Source organism: Actinoplanes campanulatus, from assembly GCF_014647795.1.
Lineage (GTDB): Bacteria > Actinomycetota > Actinomycetes > Mycobacteriales > Micromonosporaceae > Actinoplanes > Actinoplanes campanulatus.
On sequence record NZ_BMPW01000012.1, the window covers coordinates 161,423 to 185,030 of the forward strand.

Below are 23,608 nucleotides of genomic sequence, written 5' to 3' on the forward strand. Positions count from 1 at the left end.
GCCGGGCCGACGAGAATCACCTTCATGACGGCCACTCGCGATGCCCAGGTCAGCACGCCCGCAGCCGCCTTGAGCGAGCTCATCTCGGGCAACAAACGTTTCGTCTACGGCCACCCCCGCTACGGCCACGACGTCGCTCAGGCGGCGGCCACCGCGCAGGGGCAGAAGCCGCACTCACTGGTGTTCGGGTGCATCGACTCCCGGGTGCCGCTGGAGGCGATCTTCGATCAGTCGTTCGGCTCGATCTGTGTGGCCCGTTCCGGGGCGCACGTGCTGGACCGCTCGCTGATCGGCTCGATCAACTTCGCGGTGACCGAGCTGGGTGTCGCGCTGATCCTGGTGGTCGGGCACAAGCGCTGCGGCGCGGTGCACGCCACCGTGCAGGCGCTGCGGGACGGCGCCACCCCGGGCAGCGACTCGGGCTCGGTCGGCTACCTGGTGGACCAGCTGGCGCCGGCCGTGCACGAGGTGGGGCTGGACGACGAGGACGCCGCGGAGAAGGCGATCCGCAAGCACGTCGGGCGGACGGCGGAGCGGCTGCGCGAGAACCCGGATCTGGCCGGGGAGATCGCCGCGGGCCGCGTCCGGGTGGTCGGCGCCGTCTACGACCTGGACAGCGGATGGGTCGAATTCCTCGACTGATCTTGTGCTGATCATGCAAAAAGGCGCCTCCCGGGAAAACCGGGAGGCGCCTTTTCGATGCGCTTGCTCAGCCCTCGAAGACGCCGGCGTCCACGAGCCGCTTCTCGACGTCGGCCCAGCCGTGCTCCGGGTTGACGGTGTTCAGGCTGGTCAGCTCAGCACGGATCTTGGCACCGTGACCGGCGGCCGCCAGCACCCGGATCTCCTCGACGAACGCGTCCGAGTTGGTCTGCAGGTGCGTGGTCTTGCCGTTGGTCAGGTTGCGCACATACGCGAAGCGGCCGTTGGCGAGCGGGATGAGGTATTTGTACTCACCGAGCACGCTGAGGGCGCCACCGCTGCCCTGGCCGGCGCGGACTGATGCGCGGGCGGTCTTTGAAGTGTTGCTCGCCACGGCGGTACTCCTTGAAGGAAAGCTGAAAAGGCAGAAAAAAGGCCGTGGCAACTCTACACGACGGCCCCGGGACCATACCGTCGGAGCAGGTAACAGCGTTGGGCAGGGTATGCCACTACGGCCGCTCCCATAGTCGATGTTGCGGATTCTCTGGCGCACCGTCCGTACCACCCGGCATCATGGGACACGATCAACCGCGGGTCGAGGTCGTAGGGGAAGACGCACCTCGGTCTCCGGGAGGTCACCGTGCCAACGTGTGGCGTCGTATACGTCCACTCGACCCCACTCGCCGTGTGCCAGCATGTCGAGTGGGCGATCGCGCGCGTCCTGACCGCGCCGGTCAATCTGCAATGGACCGTGCAACCGGTCGATCCGAGCATGCGCCGAGCCGAGTGCAGCTGGACCGGTCGCGCCGGTACTGGCGCCGAGCTGGCTGCTGCCCTGCGACAGTGGCCCATGATCCGATTCGAGGTCACCGAGGAACCCAGCCCGGGTGTCGACGGGGAGCGGTTCATGCACGTCCCCGGCCGTGGGCTGTTCCACGGGGTGACGGGCGCTTCGGGTGACATCCAGCTCGGTGAGGACCGGCTGCGCGCCATCATGTCCTCGGTCCGTGCGCCCGAGGCGTTGTCGCATGCGCTGGAGAAGGCGCTGGGCACCGCGTGGGACGTCGAGCTGGAGCCCTACCGCTACGCCGGCGACGGTGCGCCGGTGACCCTGCTCACCCGGGTCGGCTGACCGTCTTGCACCCGGCTACCAGGGCAAAACTGTCTGAACCGTGCCCAAAACGCGGGTGGGGGTCAAGTGGCGACGTTTGCCGTGAACTGGTTCGATGGCGATCGTGAAGACTCTGTCGCGCGCTCTCGTCGTACCGCTGCTCCTGCTTCTCGGAGCATGTGGCGACGAGCCGGCGCCGACCCCGGCCGCGACCGGATCCGTCCCGCCGGTGGCGAGCGTCCCGCCGTCGGCGTCCGGCGCCCCCGTGGGCGACCCGGCCGCGCGGGCCGCCGAGGTGGTGGCCCGGCTCAGTGACGAGGACCTGGCCGGGCAGGTGCTGATGCCCTACGCCTACGGCAGCTCGGCCACCGCGGTCGACCCGGACAACGCGAAGGCCAACCAGGGCCTGGCCGGCGTCGACACCCCGGCCGAGATGATCACGAAGTACCGGCTCGGCGGCCTCATCCTGGTCGGATTCACCGTGGACGACCCGACCAGCACGACCAACCCCACCACCAACGTCGAGAACCCGAAGCAGGTCCGTGAGCTCACCACCGGGCTCCAGCAGGCGGCCGCGGGACTGCCCGCCACCGCGCCGCTGATGATCGGCATGGACCAGGAGTACGGCGTCGTCACCCGGGTCGCCGACGGGGTCACCATGCTGCCGTCCGCGATGGCGTTCGGCGCCGCCCGGAAACCGGCCCTCACCGAGGCGGCCTGGCACGCCGCCGGCGAGGAGCTCGCCGCGATGGGCATCACCGTCGATTTCGCCCCGGTCGCCGACACGCTGAACACCGGCGGCGGGGGCGTGATCGGATCACGCTCGTTCGGCAGCGACGCCAGGGTGAACGCCGGACAGGTCGCCGCCGCGGTCCGCGGCCTCCAGTCGGCCGGGGTCGCCGCGACGCTCAAGCACTTCCCCGGGCACGGTCACACCACCGCCGACAGCCACAGCGAGCTGCCGCTGATCGGCCAGAGCCGCGGGGCGTGGGAGACGCAGGACCTGCCGCCGTTCCGTTCCGGGATCGAGGCGGGCGCCGGCCTGGTCATGTCCGGCCACCTGAACCTGGCCTCGGTCGACAAGGGCGTCCCGGCCACCTTCTCCCACAAGATCATGACCGAGGTGCTGCGCGGGCAGCTCAAGTTCACCGGGGTGGCCGTCACCGACGCCATGAACATGGCCCCCGCCAAGAAGTGGCCGGCCGGCGAGGCGGCCGTGCGGGCCCTCAACGCCGGCAACGACATGCTGCTCATGCCACCGGACATCGGCGCGGCCCGGGACGGCATCCTGGCCGGCCTGAAGACCGGCAGCCTCAAGCGGGAACGCCTCACCGAGGCGGTCACCCGCATCCTCACCCTGAAGTTCACCACCGCGCTCACCCCGCAGCCGGACCTCGCGGTGGTCGGTTCCGCGGCCCACCAGAAGGCCGTCGCCGCCGCCGATGCCGCCGCCGTCACGATCCTGCGGGGCCGGTGCGCCGGGCCGCTGACCACCGGGCCCGTCTCGGTCACCGCCCCGGCCAGCCGCGAGGTCGCCCGGACCAACCTGATCAAAGCCCTCCAGGCGGCCGGCGTCCCGGTCCAGACGTCCGGCGGCACGGTCATCCACCTGGCCGGCTACGGCGACGAGCGAGTCGACCTCGACGACCGGGCGGCGATCACCGTGATGATGGATTCGCCCGGCCTGCTCGCGGCGGCCACCTCGCCGACGCTGATCGCCACCTACTCGTCGAGCAGGCTCTCCATGGAGGCGCTCGCCGCGGTGATCGCCGGAAAGGCCGCGGCGCCGGGCCGGTCACCCATCGCGGTCGGCAAACTCCCCCGGACCGCTTGCGCCGCATAGACCCTTTCCGGTACGGGTGACCCCGCCCTCCGCCGAGATTCCCCGTCCCGCCCGCTCCGCGCGAGCAGGCTGCCGGGTCGCGCCCGTGCCGCGCCCGCCGGGCTGAGCTCGGTGGTCCGGCTCCCCGCGCGACCTGGACGTAGCGGGCCCGCGCTGTCGGGCCCGGCGGCCGCTCACGTCGCGCCGTTCGTGTGCCCGGCCTGCCGCTATGACGCGGGCGGGCGACCACGCAAACCGTTACGTGTGCGCTGGTCGGCGAAACGAGCCTGGGAACGGATGTCTCAACGCGTTCGAGGCAGCCCTCAGGGCCGGCCGGGACCACCGATCTACGCCCGGCGGGCGCGGCACAGGCCAGACCCGGCAGATGCTCGCGTGGCGCCGGCGGGACGGCCGCAATATGGCGGGGCGGCGTCACGCGTACCGGGAATGGGGTTTGGCGGTTTCAGAGGGGGATGCTGCCGTGGGCGCCCCGGCCGGCGGGGGCGGCTGCCAGGGCCAGCGCGATGCGGCGGCGGGTGTGGGTGGGCGGAATGACGGCGTCGACCACGCCGATCTCCACCGCCCGGTCTATGCCGCCGGTCTGGGCCGACTCGTGGGTGGCCAGGTGTTCACGGAGGTGGGCGCGCTGGCCGGGTGGAGTGGCGGCCAGGCGTTTGCGGTGCAGGACGTTGACCGCGGCCTCGGGGGTCAGGGCCGCCACCTCGGCGGTGGGCCAGGCGAAGACGGCGGTGGCACCTAGGGCACGGGAGTTCATGGCGATGTACGAGCCGCCGTAGGCCCGGCGGGTGACCAGGGTGACCCGGGGCACCACCGCGTCGGCGAAGGCGTGCAGCAGCTTGGCGCCGCGGCGGACCACGCCGTCCCCGTCGTGGCCCGGGCCGGGCAGGTAGCCGGGGGTGTCGGCCAGGACGATCAGCGGGACGGCCAGGGCGTCGCACATCCGGACGAAGCGGGCGGCCTTCTCGGCGGCGCCGGCGTCCAGGGAGCCGTCCAGGACCAGCGGATTGTTGGCCACCACGCCGACCGTGCGGCCGGCGAAACGGCCCAGGACGGTGACGATGTTCGGCGCCCAGTCGGCGTGCAGTTCCGTGCCGGCGGCGTCGAGCAGGGCCTGGATCAGCGGTTTCACGTCGTAGGGCAGGTCCGTGCCGGACGGCAGGAGAGCGTCCGGGGAACCGCCGCCGCGGCTGCCGAGGGTCACGTCGTCGGGGGAGAGGCGGCCCTGACGGCCCAGCAGGAGGATCATCTCGCGGGTCCGGGCCAGGGCTTCGGCGTCGTTCGTGGCGATGAGGTGAACGACCTCGGAGCCGGCGGCGCCGGACGGGCCGGAGGGGGCGTCGCCGGTCACGAAGACCCGGCCCGCCCGGCTCGCGATCACGATGTCGGTGAGGGCGGGACCGTACGCGGCGCTGCCGAGCGCCGGGCCCAGCACAGCGGAGATCTGCGGCACCCGGCCGGACGCCCGGACCATGGCCGCGAAGACCTGGCCGGCGCCGTCCAGCGCGACCACGCCCTCGGCCAGGCGGGCGCCGCCGGAGTGCCAGAGGCCGGCGACCGGGACGCGGTCGCGGACCGCGGTGTCGATCGCCGTGACGATGCGCCGGCAGCCGGCCAGGCCCAGTGCGCCGCCCATCCGGGTGGCGTCGGTGGCGAAGGCGACCGCCGGTGTCCCGTCGACCTGGCCGCGCCCGTGCAGCACGCCCGAGTCGTCCCTCGCCGCCAGCAGCCGAAGCGTGCCGCGGTCGAAGAGCGCCTTGAGCCGTTGTTCCGGATCGCGGTGGTCGACGGGATCGGGGTGACCGGAGGGGATCAGCGTCAGACCTTGGTGAAGATCAGTGCCACGTTGTGGCCGCCGAAGCCGAACGAGTTGTTCATCGCCGCGCGGATGTCCGCGGTCCGGGCCTTGTGGGCCGCGACCTCCAGGTCGAGGCGCTCGTCGGGTTCGTCGAGGTTGATCGTCGGAGGGATGACGCCGTCCCGGAGGGCCAGGATGGTGGCGATCGACTCGAGCGCGCCGGCCGCGCCGAGCAGATGGCCGGACATCGACTTGGTCGACGTCAGGATGGGGTGCGTCCCGACGGATGCCTTGATGCCCTTGATCTCGCCCATGTCGCCGACCGGGGTCGAGGTGGCGTGGGCGTTCACGTGGTGGATGTCGGCTCCGGTCAGCCCGGCGTCCTGGATGGCCATCCGCATGGCGCGGATGCCGCCCCGGCACTCCGGGTCGGGCTGGACGATGTCGTACCCGTCCGAGGTGATGCCCGCACCGGCGAGCCGCGCGTAGATCCGGGCGCCACGGGCCACGGCGTGATCGGCCCGCTCCAGGATCAGCGCGCCCGCGCCCTCACCGAGGACGAAGCCGTCCCGGTTCTTGTCCCACGGGCGGGACGCCTTCTCCGGCTCGTCGTTGCGGGTCGACATGGCCCGCATCGAGGCGAAACCGGCGATCGGCAGCGGGTGCACCACGGCCTCGGTGCTGCCGGCCACCACCACGTCGGCCCGGCCGGCGCGGATCAGGTCGAGCCCGAGCGCGACCGCCTCGGCGCCGGTGGCGCAGGCGCTGGCCATGGCCCGGACACCGGCGCGGGCGCCGAGTTCCAGACCGATGTACGCGGCCGGGCCGTTCGGCATGAGCATCGGCACGGTGTGCGGGCTGACCCGCCGCGGCCCCGACTTCTCCAGGATGTCGTCCTGTTCGAGGGTGGTGATCGCACCCCCGATGCCGGTGCCGTAGCTGACCGCGAGCCGTTCCGGGTCGAGCCCCGAGTCGGCCAGGCCGGAGTCGGCCCAGGCCTCCTTCGCCGCGATCAGCGCCATCGCCTCGGCCCGGTCCATCCGGCGCAGCTTGACCCGTTCGATGACCTCGGCGGGGTCGACGGCGAGCTGGGCGGCGATCCGGACCGCGAGTTGACCGGCCCACTCCTGGGTGAGCGGACTCACCCCGGAGCGACCGGCGAGCATTGCGTCCCAGGTGGACGCGACGTCCCCGCCCAGCGGGGTCGTCGCGCCGAGCCCGGTGACGACGACGTCTACGGTGCTCATGTCAGTGGTTCGCCTCGATGTAGCTGACGGCGTCGCCGACGGTCTTGAGGTTCTGCACCTCGTTGTCGGGGATCTTGACGCCGAACTTCTCCTCGGCGGCCACCACGACCTCGACCATGGACAGCGAGTCGACGTCCAGGTCGTCGGTGAAGGACTTCTCCTCGGCGACGTCGTCCGGGTTCACCCCGGCGACCTCCTCGAGGATCTCGGCGAGGCCGGAGGTGATCTCTGTGCGAGTTGCCATTTCGGATTCTTTCCTCTCGATGGTGCGGAATTGTCGGCGGCTGGTCGCGCTGCTTCTCAGGGGCAGCGGATGACCTGGCCGGCGTAGGTGAGGCCACCGCCGAAGCCGAACAGCAGCACCGGCGCCCCGGAGGGCACCTCCCGCCGCTCGATCAGCTTGGACAGGGCCAGCGGGACGCTCGCCGCGGACGTGTTGCCCGACTCGACGAGGTCCTTGGCGACGATCACGTCCGGGCCCAGGCCGAGCCGCTTGACGATGCCGTCGATGATCCGGGTGTTGGCCTGGTGCGGGACGAAGGCGGCCAGCTCGGACGGCTCGATGCCGGCCCGCTTGCAGACCTCCAGCGCGAACGGCGCGAGGGCGGTGGTGGCCCAGCGGAAGACCGTCTGGCCCTCCTGCTTGATGTAGGGCTGCCAGCCCGCGATGGTCAGGGCGTCGCCCTTGTCCGGGGCGGAACCCCACAGCACCGGGCCGATCGCGGACTCCTCGCCGTCCGGGACGGCGCTGACCACGGCCGCGCCCGCCGCGTCGGCGAACAGGACGGCGGTGGTGCGGTCCGACCAGTCGACCACGTCGGAGAGCTTCTCGGCGCCGATGACCAGGGCGTTGCGGGTCGCGCCGGCACGGATCGCGTGGTCCGCGGTGCCCAGCGCGTACGAGAAGCCGGAGCAGGCGGTGTTCAGGTCGAAGGCGGCCGGGGCGGCGATGCCGAGCCGGGCCGCGACCCTGGTCGCCACGTTCGGGCAGCGGTCGACCGCGGAGCAGGTGGCGACGACGACCATGTCGATGTCGGCCGCGGTGAGCCCGGAGGCGGCGAGCGCCTTCTCCGCCGCCCAGGTGGCCATGTCGGCGACCGACTCGGTGCCGGCGATCCGGCGCTCGGCGATGCCGACCCGGTCCCGGATCCACGCGTCGTTGGTGTCCAGCGTGCGGGCCAGGTCGTCGTTGGTGACCACGCGCGAGGGCTGGTAGTGCCCCATCGCGACGATGCGGGAACCCGCGGTCATCGTGTTTCTCCTTCGTGGCGGGCGATCAGGTCGAGAGCGGCGGGCAGGTCGTCCGGGGTGTTGAGGGTGACGATCTCCGGGGCTCCGTCGCCCTTGAGTTCGCGCTTGACCAGGCCCGCGAGGGTGCCGGCGGGGGGCAGCTCGATGATGCCCGTGACGCCGAGCTCCTTGAGGGTGCGCATGCACAAGTCCCAGCGGACCGGGGCGGTGACCTGGCGGACCAGACGCTGGATGATCTCCGCGCCGTCCGTCACCGCCGTGCCGTCGGAGTTCGACAGCAGGGTCCGGACCGGATGATGCGCGACAACCTTACCCGCGGCGGTGGCCAGAACGGCCTCGGCGGAAGCCATGTAGGGGGTGTGGAACGCGCCCGCTACGGGTAGCGCGATGACCCGGGCCCGGGCCGGCGGCTCGGCGGCGAAATCGGCGAGCGCGGGCAGCGCGCCGGCGGCGACGATCTGGCCGGCGCCGTTGCGGTTGGCCGGGTGCAGGCCGTGCTTCTCGATCGCGGCGACCACCTCCTCGGGGTCGCCGCCGAGGACCGCGCTCATCCCGGTCGGCTCGAGGGCGCAGGCGGCGGCCATCTCCCGGCCGCGGATCCCGGCCAGGGTGATCGCGTCCTCCGGCGACAGCACGCCGGCCAGGGCGGCCGCGCCCAGCTCGCCGACGCTGTGGCCGGCGACCAGCCGGACGCCGGCCAGTGGCAGGTGCTCACCGGCCAGCAGGGCGGCGGCGACCAGCAGCGGCTGCGTCCGTGCGGTGTCCTTGATCTCGTCGGCCCCGGCCTCGGTGCCGAGATGGACCAGGTCGACGCCGGCGAGCGCGGACCAGCCACGGAGACGGGACTCCGCGTCCGGGAGGTCGAGCCAGGGAGTCAGGAAGCCGGGCTTCTGCGAGCCCTGGCCTGGCGAGAGTACGGCGAGCACGTCTTCGACTCTTCCGGATCGGAGGCCTTTGCGCGGTAGCCGGGCACGACCAAACCCTACGACCAGCGTTGTAGGTTTCCTACAAAACAGGGGTCTACTTGGGTAACTTTCACCCCATTCGTGACTACCGCCATCGTGTCTGATGGTGCGAGATCCGGCTCACGTCCCGGGGTCGAGGCGTCCCACCGTGAGGGCCATCCGCAGGGCGAAGGCGTCCCGGCCGTCCAGTGGGGAGAGGGCGGTGACCTCGGCGACCCGGCGCAGACGGTAGCGGACGGTGTTCGGGTGGACGTAGAGCTCGCGGGCCGCGCTCTCCAGCACCCCGCCGGAGGCGAAGAACGCGTCCAGGGTCTCCAGCAGGCCGCTGCCGGCCCGGGTCAGCGCCCCGAAGACGTCGTGGCGCAGCTTGCGCCGGGCGTCCATGTCCCCGGAGAGGGCGCGCTCCGGCAGCAGGTCGTCGGCGGCCACCGGGGACGGCGCCCCGGGCCAGGCCGGCGCGGCCCGGAAACCGGCCAGCGCGGCGCGCGCCGACTCGGTGGCCTGGTCCAGGGACGGCACGGCCGGGCCGACCACCACCGGGCCCTCGCCGAACCCGCCGCCGAGCGCGGACGCGGCCGCCACCGGGTCGGTGGCGCCACCGACCACGACCACCAGACGGTCGCCGTGCACGCCGGCGATCACCTCGAGCCGGGCGCGGCGGGCGGCCCGGTAGACGGCGTGCAGCACCGCGGTGACGTCGCCGCCGGGGGAGCGGCCCACCACCACGGCCACCGGCGGAGCGTCCGCCCAGCCGAGCGCGGCGGCCCGGCTGGCCAGCACGTCCGACGAGTCGCCGCGCAGCAGGGCGTCCACCAGCAGGGCCTGGAGCCGGGCGTCCCAGGCGCCCCGGGACTCGGCGGCCCGCGCGTAGACCCGGGCCGCGGAGAACGCGATCTCCCGGGAGAAACGCAGGATCGCCTGGATCAGGGCCTCGTGCTCGGCCGGCTCGGCGAATCCGGGCACCTCGGCCTCGGCCACGTCGACCGTCACCTTGATCAGCTGGACGGTGTGGGTCAGCGTGATCACCCGGGCCAGCGCCCGGGGAGCGGCGGCGAACACCTCGTCGGAGATCTCGGTGCTGGCGGCGACCGTGCCGCCGGAGCGCAGCCACTCGACGAGCGACCGGACGCCGGCCTGTGCGACGAGCATCACCCAGGAGCGCTGGTCGGCCGGGAGCGCCCGGAACCACGGCAGCGTCTCATCCATGCGGGCCACGGCGGCGCTGGCGAGTGCGCCCGCGTGCCGTTCGATCCGGCGCAGAGTGCCGGGGAGCAGCGGATTCCCCGGCGTCTCCGGTCGCCCGGAAGGCGCGGGAGTGGCGCCGGTCTCAGTTTCTGCCACTGGCACAGCGTGCCACGGGTCTCCGGGTGTCCGGCATCCGGATGACAGGTGACCGAAGCGGAGACGGCATGCATCTTAGGGGTTTTTATGACATTTGACCGGCGTAGCGGTGCGCCTCTCCCGCAGTTTCGGTCGGTGACCTGGCAAGGTGTCGGACTAGTGCGCTTCGGACCGGGGGTTAACGCCGGGCGTCACGGTGCCGATGAGGAAGCGGTGCCGGGAGCAGCCCGGTGCCGTGGGTATGTGATCGAGGAGGCGAGATGATGGAACGGGACGACGCGTTCGCGTACACCGACAGGGATCCCGCCCTCGACGACCTGCCGGCAGTGTCGCCGGCCGACGAGGAGCAGATCAGCGACCCGGGCACCGGACGGGTCGGATGCCGCACCGAACTGCGCGGCTGGGCCGGGGCCCACCTGCACGGCGCGGTCCGCCCACGCCGCCGGGCCGCCGGACGAGGGCGCCCACCCGGCCGCTGGTGCTGAGTCTCGTACGGGTGAGTGGCGGGCGCGTTTCCCCGTCCTGAGCGGCCCGGCCTGGTCAGGTGGAAACGGTGGACGACAAGAGACGGCAGATCCTCGACCAGGCCCTCGCGCTGGTCGACGAGCGCGGGCTGGCCGCCATGTCGATGCGGGCGGTGGCCGAACGGGTCGGGCTCACCTCGATGGCGCTCTACCCGTACGTCGGAGGGAAGGACGCCCTCCTCGACGGACTGGTGGATCTGCTGCACCTGGAACTGGGCGCGGCATTCGGCGACGACCTCGCGAGCATCGGCTGGCGGCAGCGGCTGTGCGCGCTGGGCCGGGCGGTCCGCTCGCTGGCCCGGGCCCATCCCAGCGCCTTCCCGCTGCTGCTGAACCGCTCCGCGGCCGGCCCGTCGGCGGCCTGGCTCACCGGAGCGCTCCAGGGCGTCCTGAGCGACGCCGGGGTGCCCGCGCCGGACGTGCCCCGGATCGCCCGGATGATCTGCGCCTTCCTGCTCGGCTACACGACCGGCGAGGTGACCGGCGGGCTGCCCGGATCGACCCCGGAAATGCTGGAGGGCGCCGCCGAGTTCGACGCCGACCTGGAGGACCTGGTCCGCCTGGTGGAGAACTCGGCAGCGCCCGCTACCGCTCAGGAGAGCGCGATCACACGCGGCGGCGAATGAGGAACGCCATGCCCGCCAGACCGGTCAGGATGACCACCAGGACCGCGCCGTTGAGCAGGAACAGCCGGCGCATCTCGGCGAACGCCTCGGACATCTCCTCGACCGGGTTCGCCTCGGCCCGGAGGTCCTCCCCGACGCCCCCGCCGATGCCGCCGTGCACCACGTCCGGTTTGGCCTCCAGCGGGGCGCCGCCGAGCCGCAGCGCCTCCGGCATGGACATCCGGCCGTAGAACCAGCCCTCGGTCTTCTTCCCGGACGGCTGCTTCGCCGGCCGGTGCGCCCGCGGGCCGCCGGCGGCCAGCGGGTACAGGTGGTAGATCTGGTTCGGCGCGTCCTTGACCAGCAGGGTCACCGTGTATTTCGGCCCCAGCTTCGCCGCCTTCGGCGCCGACGTCGACGCCGTGGCCGTGGCGAGCCAGCCGACCTCGCTGACCAGCATCTCGAAGAGCTGCGGCCGCTCGTCCTCCCGGACCAGGATCGGCTCCGGGATGTCCGTGCCGATGAGCTGCAGCGCCGTCGGCTTCGGTGGCGTCTTCGGCGCGGCCCACACCGCCCCCGGCGCCGCCCCGACCGCCAGCGCGAGCGCCACGGCAAGCGCCGTCGCCGCTGACGCCAGCCTCCTGATCGTCGTCCCCCGCACCATCCGACCTCCCCGCCCGTGGATGGACATGGCCCCACTCAACCTGCTGCTCGTGCCCGGCGGTGGAGCCGCGCACGGCCCAGGCCTCCAGCCTTCCCGGACACCGGCCCGGCCGCATCTCGAGGCAGGGTGAATTGGAGCCATGTGGGGGATGGCCGCGGAGACGGAACGGCCGTTGATCAGCGGCCGAATAGTACCCACCCCACGCAAACGGCGGGGGTGGTGGTCACCCTCGTGACGGAGAGCATCACCGATTTCGGCGACCAGCTGTGGCAGCCGGTCGCCGAATGCGGTAGACGTCAGCTCAGGCGCGCGCGAGCTGCGGAGATGCGAGCCAGCGTCCGCTCGCGGCCGAGCAGCTCGATCGACTCGAACAGCGGCAGGCCGACCGTGCGGCCGGTCACCGCCACCCGTACCGGTGCCTGAGTCTTGCCCAATTTGAGACCTCGCGCCTCACCGACCTGCTCGAGCGTGGTCTTGAGGGCCTCGGCCGACCAGTCGGTCAGGGCGGCGAAGGCGGCCGCCGTGCCGTCCAGGATGTCGTCGGCGCCGTCCTTCATCGCCTTCGCCCAGGACGCCTCGTCGTGCACCGGCTCGTCGAGGAAGAGGAAGTCGACGTTGTCGACGATCTCGGAGAGCACCCCGATCCGGGTCTGGGCGAGCGGGGCGATCGTGGCGAACACGTTCGCGTCGAAGGCGGCCGGCGACCACGGCGGGGCCGGGATCGTGTCGGTGCCGGTCAGCCACGGCGCGCACACCTGGGTGAACTCGCTCACGGTCAGCGCCCGGATGTACTCCCCGTTGAAGGCGCGCAGCTTCTTGACGTCGTAGAAGGCCGGGGCGTGGTTGACGTCCTCGATCCGGAACTCCTCCTCGATCACCGACCACGGGACGATCTCCCGGTCACCGGTGGGCGCCCAGCCGAGCAGCATCAGGTAGTTACGCATGGCGGCGGCCAGGTAGCCCTCGTCCCGGTACTGCTCGAGAGCGACCTTGTCGCGGCGCTTGGACAGCTTCTGCCGCTTCTCGTTGACGATCACCGGGACGTGGCCCCAGACCGGCGGCGTGGCGCCCAGCGCCTCCCACAGCAGCTGCTGCTTCGGCGTGTTGGGCAGGTGCTCCTCGGCGCGGAACACGTGGGTGATGCCCAGGCTCATGTCGTCGACCACGTTGGCCAGCAGGAAGACCGCCGAGCCGTCGCTGCGGGCGATGACGAAGTCCTCGATCAGCCGGTTCTCGAAGGTGGGCTTGCCGCGGACCAGGTCCTCGACCACCGTCTCGCCCTCGTCGGGGGTCCGGAAACGCAGCGCGCGACCCTCACCCGGGCCGAGTGCCCGGTCCCGGCAGAAGCCGTCGTAGCCGGTGTGCTTGTTGCCCGAGCGGGCCACCACGTCGTCGCGGGTGCAGTCGCAGTAGTACGCCCGGCCCTCGCCATACAGCCGGGTGGCGGCGGCGGTGTGATCGGCCGCGTAGGACGACTGGAAGTGGGGACCCTCGTACGCCCCGCGTTCGATGCCGATCCAGTCGAGCGCCGAGATGATGCCCTCGGTCCACTCGGGCCGGTTACGGGCTGCGTCGGTGTCCTCGATCCGGAGCACGAAGACACCGCCGTGCTGCTGGGCGTAGATCCAGTTCTGCAGCGCGGTGCGGGCGCCGCCCACGTGGAACATGCCGGTCGGAGAGGGAGCGAAGCGTACGCGAACAGTCACCGCCCCAGACTACCGACGTGGACGAGTGAGTTACGGGGAAGGGCCCGCGCTCGGAACCGAACGCGGGCCCGGCCCTCTTAGGAGTCGCCGCCGGTCTCGCCGACCGGAGCCGCGTTGACGTCGTCGATCGCGTACTTCTTGGCCGCCTCGGCCGGAACGTGCGCCGGCACCAGGCCACGCAGCGCCAGCTCGCGCAGCGTCGCCACGGTGACCGACTCGCCGTCCACGTGGAAGTGGCGGCGCAGGGCGTGCCGGGTGTCGCTCATGCCGAACCCGTCGGTGCCCAGCGAGGTGTAGCCGTTCGGCACCCAGCGGGCGATCAGGTCGGGCACCGCCCGCATCCAGTCGCTGACCGCCACCGACGGACCCTCGGTCGCCTCCAGCTTCTGCTGGATGTACGGCTTGCGCGGGGTGTCGCCCGGGTGCAGCAGGTTGTGCTCCTCGGCCTCGATGGCGTCGCGGCGCAGCTCGGTCCAGGAGGTGACCGACCAGACGTCGGCGCTCACCCCCCAGTCCTGGGCGAGCAGCTCCTGAGCCTTGAGCGCCCACCGCATGCCGGTGCCGGAGGCGAGCAGCTGCGCCTTCGGGCCCTCCTTGAGCGAGCTCTCGCTGAACCGGTAGATGCCCTTGAGCAGGCCCTCGGTGTCGAGACCGGCCGGCTCGGCGGGCTGGATCGCCGGCTCGTTGTAGATGGTGAGGTAGTAGAAGATGTTCTCCTGCTTCTCGCCATACATCCGGTGCAGGCCGTTTTCCATGATGTGCGCGATCTCGAACCCGAAGGCCGGGTCGTAGGACACCACGGCCGGGTTGGTCGCCGCGATCAGCAGCGAGTGACCGTCCTCGTGCTGGAGGCCCTCACCGTTGAGCGTGGTCCGGCCGGCGGTGGCGCCGAGCAGGAAGCCGCGGGTCATCTGGTCGGCGGCCGCCCACAGCTCGTCGGCGGTGCGCTGGAACCCGAACATCGAATAGAAGATGTACAGCGGGATCATCGGCTCGTCGTGCGTCGCGTACGACGTGCCGGCCGCGATGAAGCTCGCCGTGGAACCCGCCTCGTTGATGCCCTCGTGCAGGATCTGGCCGTTCGTGGCCTCCTTGTAGGACAGGAACAGCTCCCGGTCCACGGAGGTGTACGTCTGGCCGTGCGGCGAGTAGATCTTCTTGGTCGGGAAGAGCGAGTCCATGCCGAAGGTCCGGGCCTCGTCCGGGATGATCGGCACCCAGCGGGCCCCGAACTCCTTGTCCTTCATGAGGTCCTTGAGCAGGCGGACGAACGCCATCGTGGTGGCGACCTTCTGCTTGCCGCTGCCGCCCTTGAGGCCGCTGAACGCCTTCGAGTCCGGGATCGCCAGCGACTTCGCCTTGGTCCGCCGGGTCGGGATCGACCCGCCCAGCTCACGACGGCGCTCGACCATGTACTGGAACTCGTCGGACTTCTCGCCGGGGTGGTAGTACGGCGGGAGGTACGGGTTCTCCTCGAGCTGCTTGTCGCTGATGTCGAGGTAGAGGCGGTCCCGGAAGCCCTTCAGGTCCTCCAGGGTCAGCTTCTTCATCTGGTGCGTGGCGTTGCGGGCCTCGAAGTGCGACCCGAGCGTCCAGCCCTTGACCGTCTTGGCCAGGATCACGGTCGGCTGGCCGGTGTGCTCGGTGGCCGCCTTGTACGCCGCGTACAGCTTGCGGTAGTCGTGCCCGCCGCGCTTCAGGTTCCAGATCTCGTCGTCGGTCATGCCCTCGACGAGCTTGCGGGTCCGCGGGTCACGGCCGAAGAAGTGCTCGCGCACATACGCCCCGGACTCGCCCTTGTAGGTCTGGTAGTCGCCGTCGGGCGTCACGTTCATCAGGTTGACCAGGGCGCCGTCGGTGTCGCCGGCGAGCAGGCCGTCCCACTCGCGGCCCCAGACCACCTTGATCACATTCCACCCGGCGCCGCGGAAGAAGGCCTCCAGCTCCTGGATGACCTTGCCGTTGCCGCGCACCGGGCCGTCGAGGCGCTGGAGGTTGCAGTTGACCACGAAGGTGAGGTTGTCCAGCTCCTCGCGGGCGGCCAGGCCGATCGCGCCCAGCGACTCGACCTCGTCCATCTCGCCGTCGCCGAGGAACGCCCAGACGCGCTGCTGGCTGGTGTCCTTGATGCCGCGGTTGTGCAGGTAGCGGTTGTACCGCGCCTGGTAGATCGCGTTCAGCGGGCCGAGACCCATGCTGACCGTCGGGAACTCCCAGAAGTTCGGCATGAGACGCGGATGCGGGTACGACGGGAGGCCGCCACCCGGGTGCGACAGCTCCTGCCGGAAACCGTCGAGCTGGTGGGTGGTGAGCCGGCCCTCGAGGTAGGCCCGTGCATACATACCCGGGGAGGCGTGGCCCTGGTAGAAGATGTGGTCGCCACCGCCCGGGTGGTCCTTGCCCCGGAAGAAGTGGTTCATGCCGACCTCGTAGAGGCTGGCGCTCGACGCGTACGTCGAGATGTGACCGCCGACGCCGATCTCCGGGCGCTGCGCCCGGTGCACCAGCATCGCCGCGTTCCACCGGATGTAGGCCCGGATCCGCCGCTCGACGAACTCGTCGCCGGGGAACCAGGGCTCACGCTCCGGCGGGATGGTGTTGATGTAGTCGGTGGACGTCAGTGGCGGAACGCCGACCTGTCGCTCCCGGGCCTTCTCGAGAAGGCGCAACATCACATAACGGGCTCTCTTGGCGCCCCGTTCGTCGATGACTCCGTTGAGCGACTCGACCCATTCGTTGGTCTCTTCAGGGTCGATGTCGGGAAGCTGGCTCGGCAGGCCATCGCTGATCACCGGGCGCTTGCGCTCCGTGGCCACAGGCAATCCTCTAGGTGTGAGTGACGGGATCCGTGCGACCCAAGGTGGCGAATCGCTCGGAATAGGTCTCCATCCTGCCCCCTCACGGTGTGACTCGTCACGCCTACCGGCCGTCTCAGCGATGCTCGACACACGTACTGACCAGTAACTTTGTGACCCGGCGGGGACGTCAGCCCTTGACGAACGAGAAACGCACCTGACGGGACGGATTGTCGCCGTTCGGGTCGACCAGGCAGATCGACTGCCACGTGCCGAGCGCGATCTGGCCGTCGATCACCGGCAGGGTGGCGTACGGGGCGATCCACGCCGGAAGGACGTGGTCGCGGCCGTGCCCCGGCGAGCCGTGCCGGTGCTGCCACCTGTCGTCGGTGGGCAGCAGCTCGCCGATCGCGGTCAGCAGGTCGTCGTCCGAGCCGGCCCCGGTCTCGATGATCGCCACCCCGGCGGTCGCGTGCGGGACGAAGACGTGCAGCAGACCGTCCTTCTCGGACTGGACGAACCGGGCCGCCTCCCGGGTGATGTCCGTGACGCTGGGGGAGCGGCCGGTCCGGACGGTGATCACTTCAGTGCGCATCCGCCGACCCTATGCGTAGAGATCGAGCACCAGGAACACCGCAGCCGTGCAGAGCAGCCAGCCCACGCACCGGGCGACGGCCAGGGTGGCGGCCGACAAGATCATGTCACTGAGTACACCATCGGGTGACGCCATGTGTGCGTAGATCGAACTTTCTCGCAGTGGCACGGCTGGCGCGGGTCGGGAATGCTGAACTCCGTGACCACTCCGCAAAGCCTCGACGAGCGGTTCCGCGATGCGGTCTCGGCCCTTCGGCCACCGGAGTCCGGGCGTGCCCCCGGCGATCCGGTCCGCGACGGCAGCACCCTGACCGGCGCCCGTGCCCGGGACCTCTTCGACGCCCAGCTCACCAGCCGCCACCTCGACCTCGCCGCGCGCTGGCTGCGCAGCTTCAACGAGGGCTTCCACACCGGCGGGTCGGCCGGCCACGAGGGCAACGCCGCGGTCGCCGCGGCGCTGCGCGCCGACGATCCGGCCCTCCTGCACCATCGATCATCGGCCTTCTATTGCGTACGGGCGGCGAGCACCGCCGGGGGAGGCGCCCCGGACGCGTCCCGGCGGCTCGAGGAAGCCGCCCGCGACATCCTGCGGGGTGTGGTCGCCTCGGTCCGCGACCCGATCACCGGCGGCCGCGACAAGATCTTCGGCAACCCGGCGCTGCACCTCGTCCCGGCACTCTCGGCCGGCGGCGGCCACCTGCCCCGGGCGGCCGGCCTGGCGCACGCCCTCACCCGGCCCGGAGGCGCCGCCCCGTGGCCGGCGGACGCCATCGTGGTGGCCTCCTTCGGCGACGGCGCGACGGCCCGCCCCGGCGCGTCGGCCGCCCTCGACACGGCCGGCCGGCTCGGCCACGCCGGGCAGCCGGCGCCGCTGCTGCTGATCTGCGAGGACGACGCCCCCGGCGGGGCCGGCCCGGACGGCTGGGTGGCCGGCGTGCTGCGCGGCCGACCAGGCCTGCGGTACTCGTTCGCCGACGGATGCGACCTGGCGGCAGCGTACGACGCGGCGGCCGAGGCGGCCGAGTTCGTCCGCCGCGAGCGCCGCCCCGCCGTGCTGCACCTGGCCACCCTGCACCTGCTCGGCCTGCCCGGCGACCCCGATCCCGGCGACAGCCTGGACCGCGACCCGCTGATCGGCACCGCCCGGCTGCTCGTCGAGGCCGGCCTGCTCGGCCCGGACGAGGTGATCACCCGGTACGACGAGGTCGGCTGGCAGGTCCGCAAGGCCGCCGAGGAGGTGCTCGGCGAACCGAAACTCGCCTCGATGGGGGAGATCGTCGCCTCGCTCGCGCCGCGCCGTCCGCTGCGGGTCGCGCACGCCGTCGCCGAGGCGGCCGGGCACGCCCTCGGCGCCGGGGCGCCCACCCGCCTGCGGGCCTTCGGCGGCCGCCTCCCCGAGGACACCGGGCCGATGACCCTGGCACAGACCATCGGCGCCACCCTCACCGACGCGCTGCTGGCCGGCCCCGGCACGCTGGTCTTCGGCCCCACGGTCACCCGCGGCGGACGGCACGGCGTCACCACCGGGCTGTCCGAGTACGCCGCCGACCGGGTCTTCGACAGCCCGCCGGACGCCACCACGATCCTCGGGCTGGCCCTCGGCGCCGGGCTCGCCGGGCAACTGCCGGTGCCCGAGCTCGACTGCCTGGCCGCCCTGCACAGCGCCATGGAGCAGCTGCGGGCCGAGGCGGCCACCATGGCCTACCTGTCGGCCGGCGCCTACCGCAACCCGCTGGTGCTGCGCGTGCCCGGGCTCGCCCAGCCGTACGGGATCGGGGGTCACCTGGACAACGACAACGCGCTCGCCGCGCTCCGGGAGATCCCCGGCCTCGTGGTCGCGGCGCCCGCGCGGGCCGCCGACGCGGCGCCGATGCTGCGCTCCTGCATCGCCGCGGCGGAGGTCGACGGCAGCGTCTGCGTCTTCCTCGAGCCGGCCGCCCTCTACCAGACGAGGGACCTCTATCAACAAGGCGACAACGAGTGGCTGGCGCCCTATCCGGCCCCCGGCGGATGGGCCGAGGAGCACGTGCCGATCGGTCGCGCGCGGATCTACGGGCTGGGCACCGCACAGGACCTGACCATCGTGACGTACGGCAACGGCGTCCGGATGTCGCTGCGGGTCGCCGCCCAGCTGGCCGCCGACGGATACGGCTCCCGGGTGGTCGACCTCCGGTGGCTGAACCCGCTGCCCACGGCCGATCTGCTGCGTGAGGCCGCGGCCACCGGGCGGGTGCTCATCGTCGACGAGACACGGCGCTCCGGAGGGGTCGGCGAGGGAGTGCTGGCGGCCCTGGTGGATGGGGCATTTGTCGGTTCCGTGCGGCGGGTGGCGGCCGCCGACGTGCCGGTTCCGCTGGGTCCCGCCGCCCAGCAGGTCTTGGTGGGAGAGGATGCCATCACACAGGGTGCCCACGCCCTGCTGGCACGGTAAATTGCCACACACTCGGTGCGCCACTTGCGTACCGGCCCCGGAATGTGTGGACTACCCCCAGGTTCCGGAACATTTTTGACGGCTAGGAGGATTTGGACAGTGAGCGCGACCGCGGGTCAGGCCGACGGCGTACGCAGCCTGGCGGACCGGTTCGGCTTCGAGCCGAACATGGTGGTCATGGAGATGGGTTACGACGAGGACGTCGATGAGGATCTCCGTGACGCCCTGACCGAACGCGTCGGAGAGCTGGTCGACGAGGACACCGACGAGGTGGTCGACGCGGTGCTGCTGTGGTACCGCGACGGCGACGACGACCTTTTCGAAATCTTGACCGACGCACTCGGCCCCCTCGCCGACAACGGCGTGGTGTGGCTGTTGACCCCGAAGGCCGGGCGTGACGGGCACGTCGAGCCGAGCGAGATCAGCGAGGCGGCCCCCACCGCGGGCCTCCAGCAGACCTCGACGGTGAACGCCGGCAAGGACTGGACAGGCGCACGCCTGGTCTCCCCACGGGGCGCCAAGAAGAAGTAGCTCACTGCCCTCACCCCTCTCTGGTCGGCGCCCGGCGGGCGCCGACCATGCGGCGTTCGCCTGGTCTAGGCTGGGCGGATGCCGATCGAGCTGGGCGTGCCGGCGCCGGACTTCGTCCTCAAGGACCAGAACAATCAGGAGGTCCGCCTCAGCGACTTCCGCGGTCGCAAGGCGGTCCTGCTGGTGTTCTACCCGCTGGCGTTCAGCCGCCGTTGCCACGGCGAGCTCACCGAGATCCAGGAGAACCTTCCGGCGTACGTGAACGACCACGTCCAGGTGCTGACGGTGAGCGTCGACTCGGTCTACGGCCACAAGGTCTGGGCCGAGCAGGAGGGCTTCGACTTCCCGCTGCTCGCCGACTTCTGGCCGCACGGCGAGGTGGCCCGCGCCTACGGTGTCTTCGACGACGAGCGCGGCTTCGCCAACCGCGGCACCTTCCTGGTCGACCCGGCGGGCCGGATCGCCTTCGCCGAGATGAACGGCCCCGGCGAGGCCCGCGACCAGGCCCCGTGGCGCGCCGCCCTCGCCACCCTGAGCCGCTGATCCCCGGCAGGGTACGATGGCGACTCCGGCTTTCGCCGAGCCGGGCGCGTAGCTCAGTGGGAGAGCACTCGCCTTACAAGCGAGGGGTCGTAGGTTCGAAACCTACCGCGCCCACCAGTCGGTTTACGTCCGTGGGGGCGTTGCGCCCAGGCGAGTCATCCAGGTCAGGGCATGTGTGCCGAAGGGCTCGTCCGCTCCGGTCAGCGCGTCGCGTAGGTAGGTCGCCGCGGCGGTGGCCCGGGTGACCACCTCGGGCGGGTAACCGAGTGTCCGGCGGTGGGCCTCGAACTCGTCCTCGTCCTCGATCAGGACCCGGCCGTCGGGGCGGGAGCGGGTCACGTCGATGTCCAGGTCGACGACCGTGATGCGGCCGGGGGAGTGTTCGGCCGGGGTGGTCACGTCGCAGTAGACCTCCTGGGTGGAGGGCTCGGCCAGGAACATCGCCATCCACCAGCCGTCGTGCGGGATCAGGCGGACCGCGTCGTGGCGGGTGTGCTCGACCGGGCTGGCGCCGTAGCTGAAGCGGACCACGCTGCCCCTCGGGGTGCCGATCCAGGTGCCGTGCTCGTCGTCGCCGAGCAGCAGGCCGGTGACGCTGCGGTGCGGGCGGCCGTCGTATTTGCGCAGCACCAGCTCGACCCTGTCCACGACGGCGAGACTAGCCGCAACCGGGGCGCAACGGGGTGGGTGCTCAAGCGGGGACGGTCCGGACCGATCACTGTTGGTGTCCGCGGGGAACACCCGCGGTGGGCGGGTCCCGGCCGGTTTCCCCTTGGCGGCCAGGGCCCGCCCGGACGCACCAAGGCCGTGATCATGGCCTGCCGGGATCTCGCCATTTGAATTCACTCACGAGTCTCACCCCTTCGGGGGACGCGCGGACCACCCCGGTTCGGGCTAGGGTTGTCGAGTGACATGTGTACCCGTGCAAAGAGCCTCAGGCGGCCCGGCGAGCGGTGGACAGCTGCCGGGGGATGTCCGGTTGTCCCGGCCGGCGAGCCGGGCCCTGCGCGATCACCAGTCGCTCCTGTACCCGGGCCGAGTCTGGCAGACGCCACTGTGAGCGGCCGGGCGGCACTTCCCAGCGGACCGGTCCGTCGGCCGTCCGGCTGGGCGGCGCCGGGATCCACGAGCCGGTGCCGTGCCGCACCACGTCGAGGCGCCGTTCCAGTTCGGGTCGCAGTGCGGTGCCCGGCTCGACGAGGAACATCCAGCTCCCGGCCGGGGTCACGGCGACCGGTCCGGCGTCCGGGCCGTGCCGGCCCAGCGACGCGGGCACCTCCAGGACGTCGAAGGCCGTTCCCGTGGTGAGGAGAACGGTGTAGGGGTGCCGCCGCCACCAGTCGGTGATCCGGGCCGGATCGTCGGTGGCAGAGGTGACCCAGGAGTCGATCGCCGGATGGCATCCGGTGATGGGACAACCCGGCCGTCCGCAGTCGAACCGGTTTCCGGTCAGGAACGAGCCGGGCATCACGGGCCACCCGTGTGCCGCATACCGCAGGGCGGCGCGGCGCAGGAGTGGCCGGTCGAGGATTGACGGTGGGACGAACGGCTGACGGCTGGTCCACTGCATAGCTCGATACCCCCGGGATCGGGCGGGAGCGCCGTTACCCGTCACGACAACCATCGTTGGGCTCGGCGGATCCACCCTTTGCAACTTGCAGGAAAACTACGAGCATCGGTGAGCAGGCGATCACACACGCTGTGCGATCTGTGCACACGTGAGCGGTCCACACTGCGAGTGACACCGGATTGCTCGCCGGCGGAAAGACCGCCGGTTGAGTGGGGAGGCACCGTGGACGAGCTGCCGATCGGCCGTCGCGTCGCCTACTGGCGGGGCCGACGCAAAATGTCACAGCAGGTCTTCGCGGACCGGCTGGGTAAATCGAAGAGCTGGGTCGACAAGGTGGAACGCGGGGTTCGCCGGCTCGACAAGTTCTCAGTCGTGTACGACATCGCCGACGTGCTCCAGGTCGACGTCCAGCTGTTGCTGGGCAAAGAGGTGGAGCGCAAGCCGGAGACCCAGAACTGCATAGACCAGGTCGAGGTCGAGGAGATCCGCGCCGCTCTCGAGCGGTACGACCAGATGAGCGCGTTCTTCCAGGCGGTGCCGCATTCGCCGCCGCTCGCGGAGATGCGCAAGGCCGTCAGCCACGCCTGGCTGACCTATCAGCACGCCAAGTACGGGGTCCTGGCGCGCGCCCTGCCCAAGCTGCTCCGTGACGCCCAGGCGGCGGACAGCGCCCACGCCAGCAGCGACGAGGCGTCGCACGCCGCGCACCTGCTCGGCCAGGTCTACCAGATCGCCTCGTCGGCGCTGCGCAAGGTCGGCGAGCACGAGTTGTCCTGGCTGGCCGCGGACCGTTCGATCGCGGTCTCCCAGCGGGCCGGTGACCAGTTGCTGGCCGGGCTGGCCAGTTACCGGGTCGGCAGCGCCCTGCTCGCGCTCGGCCGGGTCCGGCCGTCACTCGAGGTCAACGTCAACATCGCCAACCGGCTGGCGCCCGGCCCGGAGCGGGCCAACCAGGATCGCCTCTCGGTCTACGGGATGCTGCTGCTCAACGGGGCCATGGCGGCCGCCCGGATCGGGGACAGCGCGACCGTGCGCGACCTGCTCTGCGGCGCCGACCAGGCCGCGCTGGAACTGGGTGGCGACTTCAACCACTACTGGACCAGCTTCGGGCCGACCAACGTGCAACTGCACCGTTGCGCGACCGCGGTCGAGCTCGGGGACGGGAAGCATGCGGTGGAGGTGCATTTGGGCATGGACCAGATCGGGTTCCACGCCCTGCTTCCGGAGCGGCGGGCACACCACTTCCTCGACATCGCGCGTGGTTACACGCAGATCGGCGATGTGGAGAAGGCGGGCGAGATGCTGCTGGAGGGCGACCGGCTCGCCCCTTCCGAGATCCGGTGCCGGCCACTCGCCCACGAAGTCCTTTCCGACGTGCTCCGGCGGACCCGGGGCACGCCACCCGCTCCGATCGCGGAGCTGGCTGAACAGATGGGAGTCGGTGTATGAG

The 23,608-nt window shown here is 71.5% G+C and carries 22 protein-coding genes and 1 tRNA gene; 10 read left to right on the forward strand and 13 right to left on the reverse strand.

Annotated elements, in window-relative coordinates:
• The first annotated feature begins 24 nt into the window (after positions 1-24).
• The gene (locus tag IEZ13_RS23750) at positions 25-642 is read left to right on the forward strand and encodes a carbonic anhydrase (protein ID WP_183226134.1); all 618 of its coding nucleotides are present in this window, start codon (positions 25-27) and stop codon (positions 640-642) included.
• A gap of 67 nt (positions 643-709) precedes the next feature.
• Here IEZ13_RS23750 and IEZ13_RS23755 read toward each other — a convergent pair whose 3' ends face one another.
• The gene (locus IEZ13_RS23755; RefSeq protein WP_183226133.1) at positions 710-1,036 is read right to left on the reverse strand and encodes a hypothetical protein; all 327 of its coding nucleotides are present in this window, start codon (positions 1,034-1,036) and stop codon (positions 710-712) included.
• A gap of 246 nt (positions 1,037-1,282) precedes the next feature.
• On the opposite strand from IEZ13_RS23755, the gene IEZ13_RS23760 reads away from it, so the two are divergent.
• The gene (locus IEZ13_RS23760; RefSeq protein ID WP_183226132.1) at positions 1,283-1,774 is read left to right on the forward strand and encodes a DUF3145 domain-containing protein; all 492 of its coding nucleotides are present in this window, start codon (positions 1,283-1,285) and stop codon (positions 1,772-1,774) included.
• 94 nt (positions 1,775-1,868) lie between these two features.
• Positions 1,869-3,596, forward strand: a complete 1,728-nt coding sequence (locus IEZ13_RS23765; protein ID WP_183226131.1) for a glycoside hydrolase family 3 protein — start codon at positions 1,869-1,871, stop codon at positions 3,594-3,596.
• Between the two features lie 442 nt (positions 3,597-4,038).
• On the opposite strand, the gene IEZ13_RS23770 is transcribed toward IEZ13_RS23765, so the two are convergent.
• The 6 genes from IEZ13_RS23770 to IEZ13_RS23795 all read right to left on the reverse strand — a co-directional run bounded on the left by IEZ13_RS23770 (position 4,039) and on the right by IEZ13_RS23795 (position 10,129).
• Positions 4,039-5,415 (reverse strand): carboxyl transferase domain-containing protein, encoded by a 1,377-nt coding sequence (locus tag IEZ13_RS23770; protein ID WP_183226159.1) that lies wholly within the window; start codon positions 5,413-5,415, stop codon positions 4,039-4,041.
• Complete coding sequence (fabF, locus tag IEZ13_RS23775) at positions 5,412-6,638, reverse strand: beta-ketoacyl-ACP synthase II (protein ID WP_183226130.1); 1,227 nt, start codon at positions 6,636-6,638, stop codon at positions 5,412-5,414. Before fabF ends, IEZ13_RS23770 begins: the two co-directional genes overlap by 4 nt.
• A 1-nt stretch (position 6,639) precedes the next feature.
• The gene (locus tag IEZ13_RS23780; RefSeq protein WP_183226129.1) at positions 6,640-6,882 is read right to left on the reverse strand and encodes an acyl carrier protein; all 243 of its coding nucleotides are present in this window, start codon (positions 6,880-6,882) and stop codon (positions 6,640-6,642) included.
• A gap of 56 nt (positions 6,883-6,938) precedes the next feature.
• Entirely contained in the window at positions 6,939-7,889 is a 951-nt protein-coding gene (locus IEZ13_RS23785; protein ID WP_183226128.1) for a beta-ketoacyl-ACP synthase III, read from the reverse strand.
• Complete coding sequence (locus IEZ13_RS23790; protein ID WP_183226127.1) at positions 7,886-8,815, reverse strand: ACP S-malonyltransferase; 930 nt, start codon at positions 8,813-8,815, stop codon at positions 7,886-7,888. Before IEZ13_RS23790 ends, IEZ13_RS23785 begins: the two co-directional genes overlap by 4 nt.
• 159 nt (positions 8,816-8,974) lie before the next feature.
• Complete coding sequence (locus tag IEZ13_RS23795) at positions 8,975-10,129, reverse strand: PucR family transcriptional regulator (protein ID WP_183226158.1); 1,155 nt, start codon at positions 10,127-10,129, stop codon at positions 8,975-8,977.
• A 326-nt stretch (positions 10,130-10,455) separates the two neighbouring features.
• On the opposite strand from IEZ13_RS23795, the gene IEZ13_RS23800 reads away from it, so the two are divergent.
• Both IEZ13_RS23800 and IEZ13_RS23805 read left to right on the forward strand, forming a co-directional pair.
• Positions 10,456-10,680: a hypothetical protein gene (locus IEZ13_RS23800; protein WP_183226126.1), complete on the forward strand. Its 225-nt coding sequence runs from the start codon at positions 10,456-10,458 to the stop codon at positions 10,678-10,680.
• Between the two features lie 68 nt (positions 10,681-10,748).
• Positions 10,749-11,345 (forward strand): TetR/AcrR family transcriptional regulator, encoded by a 597-nt coding sequence (locus tag IEZ13_RS23805; protein ID WP_183226125.1) that lies wholly within the window; start codon positions 10,749-10,751, stop codon positions 11,343-11,345.
• Here IEZ13_RS23805 and IEZ13_RS23810 read toward each other — a convergent pair.
• The 4 genes from IEZ13_RS23810 to IEZ13_RS23825 all read right to left on the reverse strand — a co-directional run bounded on the left by IEZ13_RS23810 (position 11,326) and on the right by IEZ13_RS23825 (position 17,084).
• Positions 11,326-11,988, reverse strand: a complete 663-nt coding sequence (locus IEZ13_RS23810; protein ID WP_183226124.1) for a hypothetical protein — start codon at positions 11,986-11,988, stop codon at positions 11,326-11,328. The two genes, IEZ13_RS23805 and IEZ13_RS23810, sit on opposite strands and share 20 nt — an antisense overlap.
• A gap of 296 nt (positions 11,989-12,284) precedes the next feature.
• On the reverse strand, positions 12,285-13,694 hold the full coding sequence (gltX, locus tag IEZ13_RS23815; RefSeq protein ID WP_183226123.1) for a glutamate--tRNA ligase: 1,410 nt from the start codon (positions 13,692-13,694) through the stop codon (positions 12,285-12,287).
• A gap of 77 nt (positions 13,695-13,771) precedes the next feature.
• Entirely contained in the window at positions 13,772-16,510 is a 2,739-nt protein-coding gene (aceE, locus tag IEZ13_RS23820) for a pyruvate dehydrogenase (acetyl-transferring), homodimeric type (RefSeq protein WP_183226122.1), read from the reverse strand.
• A 169-nt stretch (positions 16,511-16,679) separates the two neighbouring features.
• Positions 16,680-17,084 carry a secondary thiamine-phosphate synthase enzyme YjbQ gene (locus IEZ13_RS23825; protein ID WP_183226121.1) on the reverse strand — a complete coding sequence of 135 codons (405 nt, stop codon included), beginning with the start codon at positions 17,082-17,084 and terminating at the stop codon, positions 16,680-16,682.
• A 186-nt stretch (positions 17,085-17,270) separates the two neighbouring features.
• On the opposite strand from IEZ13_RS23825, the gene IEZ13_RS23830 reads away from it, so the two are divergent.
• The 4 genes from IEZ13_RS23830 to IEZ13_RS23845 all read left to right on the forward strand — a co-directional run bounded on the left by IEZ13_RS23830 (position 17,271) and on the right by IEZ13_RS23845 (position 20,705).
• On the forward strand, positions 17,271-19,514 hold the full coding sequence (locus IEZ13_RS23830; protein WP_183226120.1) for a transketolase C-terminal domain-containing protein: 2,244 nt from the start codon (positions 17,271-17,273) through the stop codon (positions 19,512-19,514).
• 99 nt (positions 19,515-19,613) lie between these two features.
• Positions 19,614-20,045 (forward strand): DUF3052 domain-containing protein, encoded by a 432-nt coding sequence (locus IEZ13_RS23835; protein WP_183226119.1) that lies wholly within the window; start codon positions 19,614-19,616, stop codon positions 20,043-20,045.
• Positions 20,046-20,123: 78 nt separating this feature from the next.
• Positions 20,124-20,588 carry a peroxiredoxin gene (locus tag IEZ13_RS23840; protein ID WP_183226118.1) on the forward strand — a complete coding sequence of 155 codons (465 nt, stop codon included), beginning with the start codon at positions 20,124-20,126 and terminating at the stop codon, positions 20,586-20,588.
• Positions 20,589-20,630: 42 nt separating this feature from the next.
• A tRNA-Val gene (locus tag IEZ13_RS23845) sits at positions 20,631-20,705 on the forward strand.
• Between the two features lie 6 nt (positions 20,706-20,711).
• Here the strand turns inward: IEZ13_RS23845 and IEZ13_RS23850 are convergent.
• Positions 20,712-21,236 carry a ribonuclease FAU-1 family protein gene (locus tag IEZ13_RS23850; protein ID WP_183226117.1) on the reverse strand — a complete coding sequence of 175 codons (525 nt, stop codon included), beginning with the start codon at positions 21,234-21,236 and terminating at the stop codon, positions 20,712-20,714.
• 286 nt (positions 21,237-21,522) lie between these two features.
• Positions 21,523-22,158 carry a bifunctional DNA primase/polymerase gene (locus tag IEZ13_RS23855; protein ID WP_183226116.1) on the reverse strand — a complete coding sequence of 212 codons (636 nt, stop codon included), beginning with the start codon at positions 22,156-22,158 and terminating at the stop codon, positions 21,523-21,525.
• Between the two features lie 222 nt (positions 22,159-22,380).
• Between IEZ13_RS23855 and IEZ13_RS23860 the strand changes: the two genes are divergently transcribed.
• A complete protein-coding gene (locus IEZ13_RS23860) occupies positions 22,381-23,607 on the forward strand; it encodes a helix-turn-helix domain-containing protein (protein WP_183226115.1) in 1,227 nt (408 codons plus the stop codon).
• Position 23,608: the final 1 nt, after the last annotated feature.